General features: G+C 70.9%; 10 protein-coding genes. 3 read left to right on the forward strand and 7 right to left on the reverse strand.

Features of this window, described 5'->3' with window-relative positions:
- Window positions 1–199 precede the first annotated feature (199 nt).
- The 4 genes from ACT4N7_RS26560 to ACT4N7_RS26575 are packed head-to-tail and all read right to left on the reverse strand — an operon-like array spanning window position 200 to window position 3,655.
- A complete protein-coding gene (locus ACT4N7_RS26560; RefSeq protein WP_444831591.1) occupies window positions 200–1,129 on the reverse strand; it encodes an ABC transporter substrate-binding protein in 930 nt (309 codons plus the stop codon).
- An 11-nt stretch (window positions 1,130–1,140) separates the two neighbouring features.
- The gene (locus ACT4N7_RS26565) at window positions 1,141–1,884 is read right to left on the reverse strand and encodes an ABC transporter permease (protein WP_444831592.1); all 744 of its coding nucleotides are present in this window, start codon (window positions 1,882–1,884) and stop codon (window positions 1,141–1,143) included.
- Window positions 1,881–2,525 (reverse strand): ABC transporter permease, encoded by a 645-nt coding sequence (locus tag ACT4N7_RS26570; protein WP_444831593.1) that lies wholly within the window; start codon window positions 2,523–2,525, stop codon window positions 1,881–1,883. Before ACT4N7_RS26570 ends, ACT4N7_RS26565 begins: the two co-directional genes overlap by 4 nt.
- Complete coding sequence (locus tag ACT4N7_RS26575; protein WP_444831594.1) at window positions 2,522–3,655, reverse strand: ATP-binding cassette domain-containing protein; 1,134 nt, start codon at window positions 3,653–3,655, stop codon at window positions 2,522–2,524. Before ACT4N7_RS26575 ends, ACT4N7_RS26570 begins: the two co-directional genes overlap by 4 nt.
- 163 nt (window positions 3,656–3,818) lie before the next feature.
- Between ACT4N7_RS26575 and ACT4N7_RS26580 the strand changes: the two genes are divergently transcribed.
- On the forward strand, window positions 3,819–5,309 hold the full coding sequence (locus ACT4N7_RS26580) for a bis-aminopropyl spermidine synthase family protein (protein WP_444831595.1): 1,491 nt from the start codon (window positions 3,819–3,821) through the stop codon (window positions 5,307–5,309).
- Between the two features lie 133 nt (window positions 5,310–5,442).
- Here the strand turns inward: ACT4N7_RS26580 and ACT4N7_RS26585 are convergent, their stop codons facing one another.
- Both ACT4N7_RS26585 and ACT4N7_RS26590 read right to left on the reverse strand, forming a co-directional pair.
- On the reverse strand, window positions 5,443–7,986 hold the full coding sequence (locus ACT4N7_RS26585) for a sensor domain-containing protein (protein WP_444831596.1): 2,544 nt from the start codon (window positions 7,984–7,986) through the stop codon (window positions 5,443–5,445).
- Window positions 7,987–8,049: 63 nt separating this feature from the next.
- On the reverse strand, window positions 8,050–9,231 hold the full coding sequence (locus ACT4N7_RS26590; RefSeq protein WP_444831600.1) for an NAD(P)-dependent malic enzyme: 1,182 nt from the start codon (window positions 9,229–9,231) through the stop codon (window positions 8,050–8,052).
- 381 nt (window positions 9,232–9,612) lie between these two features.
- Here ACT4N7_RS26590 and ACT4N7_RS26595 point away from each other — a divergent pair, with 381 nt between their 5' ends.
- A complete protein-coding gene (locus tag ACT4N7_RS26595) occupies window positions 9,613–10,215 on the forward strand; it encodes a dTDP-4-dehydrorhamnose 3,5-epimerase family protein (RefSeq protein WP_444831597.1) in 603 nt (200 codons plus the stop codon).
- On the opposite strand, the gene ACT4N7_RS26600 is transcribed toward ACT4N7_RS26595, so the two are convergent.
- Entirely contained in the window at window positions 10,212–10,523 is a 312-nt protein-coding gene (locus tag ACT4N7_RS26600; RefSeq protein ID WP_444831598.1) for a S26 family signal peptidase, read from the reverse strand. The two genes, ACT4N7_RS26595 and ACT4N7_RS26600, sit on opposite strands and share 4 nt — an antisense overlap.
- Before the next feature lie 82 nt (window positions 10,524–10,605).
- Here ACT4N7_RS26600 and sodN point away from each other — a divergent pair, with 82 nt between their 5' ends.
- Window positions 10,606–11,013, forward strand: a complete 408-nt coding sequence (gene sodN / locus ACT4N7_RS26605; protein WP_444831599.1) for a superoxide dismutase, Ni — start codon at window positions 10,606–10,608, stop codon at window positions 11,011–11,013.
- The last annotated feature ends 137 nt before the right edge of the window (window positions 11,014–11,150 follow it).

Here is an 11,150-nt window from a genome sequence, read left to right on the forward strand (position 1 = left end):
GGCGGACGCCCGATCGCCGCTATCAGCACCAGGTTCCGGCACACCGGCCCCACCGGGGCCGTGTGCGGCACCGTGTGGCCCTAACTCGCCGAGCAGACCCGACGCGGGGCCGCCGCGCTGAGCACCCGCTTCGGCGGCCACGCGCACGACCGGACCCCGCACCGCGTGGGCAGTGCGGGGTCCGGTCCTCAGTAGACGGTCAGAGGCCGACCGAGGCCAGCCACTCCTTGGCCACCTTGGCGGTGTCCGGCTTGTCCGGGGCATTCAGCTTGGTGTTCAGGTCGATCAGCGTCTGGGTGGTCAGCTTCGCGGAGATCGCGTTGAGCACCTGCTTGACCGTGTCGTCCACCTTGCTCTTATTGACCAGCGGCACCACGTTCTGCGCGGCGAAGGTCGACTTGGGGTCCTCCAGCACCACGAAGTTGTTCGCGGTGATCGCCGGGTCGGTGGTGAACAGGTCGGCGGCCAGCACCAGACCGGACTTGAGCGCGTCCACTGTCAGCGGGCCGCCGACGTCGAGGGACTTGAACTCCTTGACCTCCAGGCCGTAGTCCTCTTTCAGGCCGGGCAGTCCGTCGGTGCGCTTCTGGAACTCGGGCGGGCCGCCGAAGACGACGTCGCCGCCCTTCTTCGCGAGGTCCTCAATGGACTTGAGGCCGAGCCGGTCCGCGGACTCCTTGGTGACCACCACCGCGTCCTTGTTCTCGGCGGCGGACTTGTCCAGCACGGTCAGGTTGGCGGGCAGCGCCTTCTGCAGCGCGGCGTACACCTCGTCCGGCGCGGTTTCCTTGGCCTGCTTGTTCACGTGCACCAGCAGCACCCCGGTGTACTCCGGGATCAGGTCGATCGAACCGTCCTGCAGACCGGGGAAGTAGGTCTCGCGGCTGCCGATGTTGAGCTTCTTGGTGACCTTGACGCCCTTGGCTTCCAACGCGCTCGCGTAGATCTCGGCGAGCAGCGCGTTCTCCGGGAAGTTGGCCGAGCCGATGGCGATGGTGCCCGTCGGCGCGGGCGTGCCGGTGGCACCGCCGGAGGGCTGGTTGGCCAGCGGGTCCGACGACCCCCCGCACGCCGTCAGGGTCAGCGCAGCCGCCATGGCGGTCGCCGCACCGGCGAGTACGCGCTTCATCGAGGGACTCCTCATGTTGTCACTTCCGTTGTCGTGTCGATCCGAAGTCGGGTCGCCCGCTTGCGGGAGCGGGTGCGGGTGCCGCGCAAACCCGGCGACACCACCAGCCACTGCACGCCCGCGAGGACCAGTTCCACCGTGATGGCCAGCCCGGCGATCAGCACCGCGCCGCCCGCCATCTGGTCGAACTCCCGAAAGGCGTAGCCGTCGATGACGAACCGGCCGAGCCCGCCGAGAGAGACGAAAGCCGCGATGCTCGCGGTGGCGATCACCTGCAGGGTGGCCGCCCGCACCGCGCCGAAGATCAGCGGCAGCGCGTTCGGCAGCTCGACGCGCAGCAGGATCTCCTTTTCCCGCATACCCATCCCGCGCGCGGCGTCCACAATGGCCGGTTCGACGTTGCGCACGCCCGCGTAGGTGCCCGCCAGCAGCGGCGGGATCGCGATCAGCACCAGCGCGATCGTCAGCGCCTCCACCGCGAGCAGCACGCCCATGGTCAGCACCAGCAGGATCAGCAGACCCAGCTCCGGCAGCGCCCGGAACGAGTTGACGATGCCCACGATGACCGTGCCGCCCTTGCCGGTGTGTCCTATGTAGGCACCGAGCGGGATCGCGACGAGCGCGGCGATCAGCACCGCGACCACCGTGTACTGCAGGTGTTCGACCAGCCGCTGCGGGATGCCCGGCGTGCCCAGGGTGGTCGTCCAGTTGTCCGGGTCGCTCAGCCAGGAGACGAGCTGGTCGAAGACGTTCACACCCGCTCACCGGCCTTCACCCACGGCGTGAGCAGCCTGCCCGCGATCGCGAGCAGCGCGTCCACGATCAGCGCCAGCACCAGGATCAGCACGATGCCTGCCACGATCTCCGAATAGTTGGTGCGCTGGAAGCCTTCGGTGAGGAACGCGCCGAGACCGCCGACGCCGATCAGCGCGCCGACACTGACCAGGCTGATGTTCGACACCGCCGCCACCCGCAGGCCGGCGACCAGCACCGGCACCGCCAGCGGCAGTTCCACGGCGAAGAACCGGCCCGCCGCGCGGTAGCCCATCGCCGTCGCCGCCGCGGTCACCGAGACCGGCACGGCGGCCAGCGCGTCGGCGACGGACCGCACCAGCAGCGCGACGGTGTAGACCGTGAGCGCCACCTGGACGTTGATCGGGTCGAGGATCTGGGTGCCGAGGATCAGCGGCATCATCACGAACAGCGCCAGCGACGGGATGGTGTAGAGCAGACCCGCGGCGGGCACCAGAATCAGCCGGGCGAGCCGCCAGCGGCTCGCCGCCCAGCCCAGCGGCAGCGAGAGGATCAGCCCGGCGAGCACCGGAACCAGCGCGAGCCACAGGTGGTCAAGGCTCACCGAGAACAGATCGTCGAGGTGGTCGAGGACCCAGGTCACGTCGGCACCTCACCGGAGCGGCGGGCGTCGGCCAGCGCCCTGAGGACGGTGTCCGCGGTGACCCCGCCGACCACGGCGCCGTTCGCGTCGACCGCGATGCCCAGCGCCGCGGGGGAACTCAGCGCGGAGTCGAGCGCGTTGCGCAGCGAGCCCGCGGTGCCCGCCGACTCGGCGTCCACTTGGTACAGTGAGCCGCCGGAGATCAGGTCTTCCGCACGCACTTCGTCCACAGTGGACAGTGCGCGGTCGGAAACCCAGCCGAGCGGCCGATTCTCCGCATCGACCACGACCGCCCAGCCGTTGTCGAGCAGACCGCGGGCCTGCTCGACCGGCGAGCCGACCGGCACGCTCGCCACCGGACCGACCGGGATGCCGTGCGCGGAAAGGAATCCGAGCGCCCGGTAGCCGCGGTCGCGGCCGACGAACGAGGACACGAAGTCGTCGATCGGCTTGGCCAACAACGCCGCCGGGGTGTCGTACTGCGCGAGTCTGCCGCCGACCCGCAGCACCGCCACCTTGTCGCCGAGCTTGATCGCCTCGTCGATGTCGTGGGTGACGAACACGATCGTCTTGTCCAATTCGGACTGCAGGCGCAGCAGTTCGTCCTGCAGGTCGTCGCGGACCACGGGATCGACCGCGCTGAACGGCTCGTCCATCAGTAGTACCGGCGGATCGGCGGCGAGCGCGCGGGCCACGCCCACGCGCTGCTGCTGTCCGCCGGAGAGCTGCGCCGGGTACCGTCTGCCCAGTTCGGCGGGCAGTCCCACGGTTTCCAGCAGTTCGGCCGCGCGTCTGCGGGCAGCGCGCCGCGACGCTCCAGTGAGGACTGGAACGGTGGCGACGTTGTCGAGCACGGTGCGGTGCGGGAAAAGTCCGGCGTGCTGGATGACGTAGCCGATGCCGCGGCGCAGCAGCGCGGGGTGCTGCGCCCGCACATCCATGCCGTCCAGCAGGATCGAGCCGGAGGTGGCGTCGATCATTCTGTTGATCATCCGCAGTGACGTGGTCTTGCCACAGCCCGACGGTCCGACGAAGACAGTGATCTGTCCGTCGTCGATTGCCAGGTCGAGAGAGTCCACTGCCACCGTGCCATCGTCGTAGCGCTTGGTGACGGCCTGGAACTCGATCACCCGAGGCCCCTTGGGTCGAGACGGCTCCTTGCCAGCCGTTGATCGGCCGACCCTAACCCGAATGGCTGACAGCGGCAGCGTGTTCCACGATGTGACCGCTCGGAGCGACCATCGTCTCACCGCCGGATAGTCCGAACGGCGGCTTCCGTACGCTCTCCGGGTTGTGGCCGACTCCCTGAACGCGTTCCTCGCCGAGCGCAGTGTGCACACCCGACCGCTGCGCGCGCTGATCGCCCTGCTGTGCACCGGTTGGCGTCCGCTGGACGAGCTGGTGCGGACCGCCGCCGTGCCGCGGCGCACCGTCGAGGACCTGCTCGCCGCCTGCGACGCCGAGCGGGACGGCCCGACCTGGCGGATCGCGCCGTCGCGGGTGGCCGAGTACCTGCCGCTGGCCGAACTCCCGCCCCCGCCCGACGACGCCGACCTGCGGCCGCTGTTCGAGAAGTACCTCGCGGACGTCCCCCTGCCGCTGCGCGCGCTCGACCACGTCCAGGCCGACGTGGACACCATGTTGCGGCGCGCCCGCTGGCTCGACGACACCTACGACCTGCGCGGCGCGCGGCTGCTGTGCGTGGGCGACCACGACCTGACCGCGCTCGCCGCCTGCACGCTACGCCCGGGACTGTCGGCAGTGGTCGTGGACTTGGACGACAGCCTGCTGGCCTACATCGACCACACCGCGCGCGAGCGGGGCCTCGACATCCGCTGCCTGCACGCCGATTTCCGGTTCGGTCTGCCGCCCGCCGCGGTCGGCTCGGCCGACCTCGTGTTCACCGACCCGCCGTACACCCCCGAGGGGATGCGGCTGTTCCTCGCCCGCGGCGTCGAAGGACTTCGCGCCGCCGACGGCCGCGTGGTGGTCGCATACGGCTACAGCGAGCGCAATCCCGCGCTCGGCCTCAAGGTGCAGCAGGAAATCCTGCGGCTCGGGCTGGTGTTCGAGGCGGTGCTGCCCGCGTTCAACCGGTACCTGGGCGCGCAGGCCGTGGGCAGCGCGAGCGACCTGTACGTGCTCCAGCCGACCGGGCGGTCGCCGAAGCTCGCCGAAGCGACGGTCCGCACCGGGATCTACACCCACGGCCCGCAGTCGGTCGAATCGGGCGGCACCGACCCCGGCGCCATCGCCGCCCTCCTGCGGCTCGCCCAGTCGGGTGCGGTACTGCTCGGGCCGGGTTGGTCGGCGCCGGTGCGGGCGTCGGGGCCGGTGGCGTACGACCTGATGGCCGACCCGGGGCCGTGGCTGGCGCGGACCCTGGTCGCGGGGCCGCGGGTGCGGGTGGCGGCGCTGGTGGGCAACAACCACCCGGACATCACCGACCAGCGGGGGCAGCAGGCACTGCGCGACCTGGTGGCCGCGAAGTACCGACTGACCTTCCACCGGAGTACCCCGGACGGCAAGCACGCGGTGGTGGTCGCGGAGCCGGTTCCGGGGGACGGGGTCGCGGCGGAGCTGTTGGACCACGCCCACGGGAAGCTGGGCAACGTGTGGCGGGAGGCCCTGATCCGCGCGTCGGACGGTGCGGTGACGAAGCGGGAAGCTCGGGAGCGGGTGGCCGCGCTGGTGACTGACGCCGGGGACCTGGACCTACGCCTGATCGACCTGCCTCGACACCGACTGCGCGCTGTGCTGGAAGCCGCGAGTTCACCCGCCTAACAACCCGCGACTTGTCCACAAGGCGCCCAACCATCCACAGGAATTCCCACCCCACCCCATTCACCCGCCACCACCGATAGACTGGAGCAGGGCAGGCCCCCAGGGCGGGTGGGGATTCTGGGGTGGGCTGGGCTCAGGCGCCGCTGGGGATGAGGACGGGGCCTAGCTTGAGGAGCTCTCGGAAGTCCCGTGCGGGGAGGGGGCGCGACATCAGCCAGCCCTGGTAGGCGTCCACGCCCACGCCGCGCAGGACGTGGAATTGGGTGGCGTTTTCGACGCCCTCGGCGACGCAGCTTCGGCCCATCGCGCGGGCCATGTCGACCAGGGCGCGGGCAACGGCGAAGTCGGAGGCGTCGGTGGCGACGCCGGAGACGAAGCGGCGGTCGATCTTGATGATCTGGGCGGGCAATTCCTTGAGCCGGGCGAGTGACGAATAGCCGGTGCCGAAGTCGTCGACGGCGAAGCGGACGCCGCGCTCGACTAGTTCGGCCATCGCCTCGCGGCTGCGCGACGGCAGATCGATGAGGCTGGTCTCGACCAGTTCCAGGATGACCCGGTCCCACGAGATGCCCGTCGCGGCGACAGTGTTCACCACGCATTCGACGAACTCCGGGTCGCCGGGGACCAGGCCTGCCAGGTTGACCGCGATGCCGACGCCCGCGCCGAGGATGCTGCCGGTCATCTGCGGCCATTCCGCCGCCTCGGTGAGCGCGGCGCGCAGGACCCAGCGGTCCAGTTCGCCCAGGAGGTCGCCCTGCTCGGCGACGGGCAGGAAGTCGCCGGGCAGGAGTAGGCCGCGTTCCGGGTGCGGCCACCGGACCAGGGCCTCGGCGGAGAGCACCGAGCCGTCCGGGCCGACCACGGGCTGGTAGTGCAGGACGAGTTGGTCGCACGCGATGGCCTCGCGGAGTTGGCCCTCCAGCAGCATCTGGCTGTTGGCCGACGCGATGAGGGCGTCGCTCGCCAGCGAGACGCGGCCGGTGCCGCGCGCCTTGGCCGCGAACATCGCCGCGTCGGCGTAGCGGAGCAGGTCGGCGCCGCTGGTTTCCGGGCCGCTGGGCACCGCCGCGCCGATGCACGCCGACACCCGCAGGAGCTGCCCCCGCACCGGCACTGCCGTGCGCAGCAGGCTCGCCACCTGGTTGGCCAGCGCCTCGACGCCGCCCGCCTCCTCGACATCGGAGCAGATGACCACGTACTCGTCGCCCGACATGCGGGCCACGGTGCAGCTCGGCGGCAGGCCCCGCTCCATCCGCCGGGCCAGCGCGGTGATCAGCTCGTCGCCGACGTCGTGGCCGAGGGAGTCGTTGACCCGCTTGAAGTTGTCCACATCGCAGAACAGCAGCGCGATGCGCTCGAAGTCGCGCCCGCCGAGCAGCTTGCCCAGCAGTTCCTTGACCGCCGCGCGGCCGGGCAGTCCGGTCAGCTCGTCGTGGGTGGCCTGGTAGCGCAGCCGCTCGGCGGCGCGCCTGCGGTCGGTGACGTCGGCGAAGACCACCAGCCAGAACCGCTGGCCGTCGTCGGCGACCGACACGGTGGCGTTCAGCTCGCAGTACACCGGCTTGCCCGCCGCCGTGATCAGCACCCGCTGTCCACTGTGGAACGAGTGCGACTCGCGGCCGCGCCTGCTGTCGCGGTCGTCGGGGTGGGTGAGCTGTTCGGCCGTGGTGCCACGCAGCCGGTCGAGTTCCATGCCGAGCAGCGAGCACAGCGCGTCGTTGGCGTCGACGAGCCGCTCGGCGTCGTCGAACAGCGCGATGCCGACCGGGGTGATCGCCACCAGGTCGGTGAATCGCTTGCTGGAGCGCTGCATGCGGGTCTCGGTGGAGCGCTGCTCGGTGACGTCCTGCGCGGTGCCGATCATCACCGCCAGCTCGCTGTCGGTGCCCGCGGCCTCGCCCCGGATACGGAACACCCGGCGCTTGCCGTCGGGGCGGATGACGCGGTGCTCGCACTCCACCGGCCTGCGCAGGGTCGCCAGCTCCTGCCACCGCTGGTCGACCCAGCCCCGGTCGTCCGGGTGCACGAGCTGCATGTAGTCGGCGTAGGTGATCTTGGCGCCCGGCTCGACGCCGCCCAGCTCGTAGAGCATCGAGGACCACAGGCACTCGTTGGTCTCGGTGTTCCACTCCCAGGTGCCCAGCCGGGCGACGCGCTGCGCCTCGCGGAAGAGCCTGCCGTCCTGGCTGAGCTGGCGTTGCAGCGCGCTGAACTTGGTGAAGTCCTGCACCGTGCCGTGCATCCTGGCGATCCTGCCCGTCACGTCCCGCTCGGTGCGGGCGCGCACCAGGTAGGTGCGCTCGCCGGTGCCGTCGCGGACCTCCAGCTCGATCGGCTGCGACGAGCGCTGCCTGCGCAGCCGGGCGCCGAAGTCGTCCAGCAGCGGCCCGTCCTCGGGGTGGACCAGGGCGATCAGGTCGCCCATGGCGCTGCCCGCGGGCAGCCCGCAGAGCCTGCGCAGGCCGTCGGACAGGTAGGCCTGGCCGCTGCAGACGTCGACGGTCCAACTGCCCATACGGGCTATCCGCTGGGCCTCCAGTAACAGGCCCCGCTCGGCGCCCGGCTCGTCGTCGTAGTCGACCACGTCCTGTTCGCCCAGGTCAGGGTCCAGGATCCGGCCCGTGTCCACGTCGAAAGCACCGGTCGGCAGCCCGGTGCGCACGACATGCTCGGCCACGGCGCGATCCCTCCACCCTCGACTGGGCGGGTGGGGCACCGCTGCCGAGCATCCCGCCGGGCCTCAGGCTACCCCGTCCTCCTTGGCCGCCCGTGCCACCGCCGCCGCGACCTCGGGCGCGACCCGGGGGTCGAGCGCGCTCGGAACGATCTTGTCGACGGCCAGGTCGTCCTCGGCCACCGCCGCGATCGCGTCGGCCGCGGCGAGCTTCATCCGCTCGGTGATCCGCCGGGCGCCGGAGTCGAGCGCGCCGCGGAAGATGCCCGGGAAGGCGAGCACGTTGTTGATCTGGTTCGGGAAGTCGCTGCGGCCGGTGGCCACGATCGCGGCGTACTTGGCGGCCACCTCGGGGTGGATCTCCGGGTCCGGGTTCGACAGCGCGAAGACGATCGAGTCCTTCGCCATGGTGGCGACCAGTTCCTCGGGCACCGTGCCCGCCGACAGCCCGACGAACACGTCCGCACCCGCGAGCGCCTCGGCCTGGCCGCCGCGCAGCCCCCCGGAGTTGGTGACCTCGGCCATCTGCTCCTTGATCGGGTTCAGGTGGTCGCGGCCCGCGTGGATGATGCCGCGCGAGTCGAGCAGCGTCACGTCGCCCGCGCCCGCGGCGATCAGGATCTTCGCGCAGGCCACGCCAGCCGCGCCCGCGCCCGCGATGACGATCCGCTGGTCGGCGATGTTCTTGGCGAGCACCGTGTTCGCCCCGCGCAGCGCGGCGAGCAGCACGATCGCGGTGCCGTGCTGGTCGTCGTGCATGACCGGGCAGTCCAGCGCCTCGATGAGCCGGGCCTCCAGTTCGAAGCAGCGCGGCGCGGAGACGTCCTCCAGGTTCACCGCGCCGAACGAGGGCCGCAGCCGCACCAGGGTCTCGACGATCTCGTCCACGTTCGTGGTGTCGAGCACCAGCGGGATCGAGTCGAGCCCGGCGAAGGTCTTGAACAGCGCCGCCTTGCCCTCCATGACCGGCAGCGACGCGCTGGCGCCGATGTCGCCGAGGCCGAGCACCGCGGTGCCGTCGGAGACGACCGCGACCAGCCGGGCCGCCCAGGTGTAGCGCGCGGCGAGGGAGGCGTCCTCGGCGATCGCGCGGCTCACCTTCGCCACGCCGGGGGTGTAGACGACGGCCAGCGCCCTGGCGTCGACGATCGGCTTGGTCACCTCGATGCCGAGCTTGCCGCCCTCGTGCGCGCGGAAGATCTCCTCATCGGTGACCGGGCCTGGCGCCAGGGTTTCGCTCACGTTCATCGTCCGATCGGTCGTGGCCTGCACTTCGTTCACTGCGGTCATGGGCGTCCTCCTCACGATCGCGCGCTGTGCTCGAACCGGCGAGCACAGCGCGGGTAGCCGGACGGTAACTCGGAGTCCTGACACGGGGCTGGTCTCGCCCGGTGTCCGGCACGGGTCGTGGCACGGCTGTCAAGGTTTCGGCCCATCGCCCAGGGTGCGGGCGGCGAGCACGGACGCTGCGGTCTGCACAGTGTGGCAGGGACGCCGTCGGCTGTCTGCGGTAGGGATCACATACCGGACCCCTATTTCCGCACGTCAGAAGGTGTTTCCCAAGACGTCCGTCCGGTTTGCACGCGGTCACGGGCGGATCCGCGCCCGGGGTCACTACGCTCGGGTGCCATGCACGTAAGAGAGCTGAACGTCCCCGACGCGTTCGAGTTCACCCCCCGCAAGTTCCACGACAACCGGGGTGTGTTCGTCTCGCCGTTCCAGGGCGAGGCGTTCGTCAAGACCGTCGGCCACGCGTTCGTGGTCGCCCAGACCAACCACAGCCTGTCGCGCCGGGGGTCGTTGCGCGGCCTGCACTTCGCCGACGTGCCGCCCGGGCAGGCGAAGTACGTCTACTGCCCGCAGGGCGCGCTGCTCGACGTCGTCGTCGACATCCGGGTGGGCTCGCCGACGTTCGGGGTGTGGGACTCCGTCCGGCTCGACCCGGTCGACTTCCGCGCGGTGTATGTGCCGGAGGGAATCGGCCACGGGTTCGTGGCGCTGGAGGACGACACGGTGATCTCCTACCTGTGCTCCACCCCGTACAACCCCAGCGCCGAGCACGGCATCGACCCGCGCGACCCGGCGCTCGGGCTGCCCTGGGCCGACGAGGTCGAGCCGGTGTTGTCGGAGAAGGACGCCGCGGCCCCCAGCCTGGCCGAGGCGCTCGCCGCGGGGCTGCTCCCCCGGTACGCGGACTGCCTGGCGCGGTACGCGAAGCAGCGCACCAGCTAGCGCAGCCTGCCCGGCCGCGGCCACAGCCGCCAGCGGATCACCGCGTGCACCTCGGCGGGCCCCAACTCCCGCGAGTCCGTCGACGCGGACCGGTTGTCGCCGCACACATGCCAGCCGCCCGGCTCCAGGCGCACGGCGCGCTTGACCGAGAGCCTGCCCGGGCGCGACATCCAGGTCACCAGCACCACGTCACCCGCGGCAGGCGCACCGCGCGCGGCGAACACGGTGTCGCCGTCGGACAGGGTCGGAGCCATCGACGCCCCCCGCACCCGCACCCGGCGGCCGGGCAGCCTGCCCAGCGGTCCCAAACGATCACCTCCACCAGCCGGTCCGGCGCGCCCGGAGTAGGGTCGATTCGTCGGAGCATCCCCGTTTTGCCATGGAGGAACAATGCGACTGTTGTCGCGCTTTCTCACCCCGCGACTGGAGGCCACCGCGCACTGCGACCTCCCGTGCGGTGTCTACGATCCGGCCCAGGCCCGTATCGAAGCGGAGTCGGTGAAGGCTGTCCAGCAGAAGTACCAGGACAACGACGACGCCGAGTTCCGTACGCGCGCCGTCCTGGTCGCCGAAGAGCGCAGCGAGCTGGTCAAGCACCACCTGTGGGTCCTGTGGACCGACTACTTCAAGCCGCCGCACTTCGAGAAGTACCCCGAGCTGCACGACCTGTTCAACCGCGCCACCAAGGCCGCGGGCGCGGGCGGCACCAAGGGCTCGATGGACCCGGCCACCGGCCAGGCCCTGCTCGACCTGATCGGCGAGATCGACAAGATTTTCTGGGAGACCAAGAAAGCCTGACTCCTCGCCCCACCGAAGCGTCGCTTTCCAGCGGTAACACCTCCATTCGGTCAGCGTCGTCGCTCATTGCAGCTAGTGGGGTGGCAAGCTCTATCTCACCGGGGTTTCCAGGGCACTCACGCGTTCGAGTTCTTCAC

Source organism: Actinokineospora sp. (assembly GCF_052390155.1).
Taxonomy (GTDB): domain Bacteria; phylum Actinomycetota; class Actinomycetes; order Mycobacteriales; family Pseudonocardiaceae; genus Actinokineospora.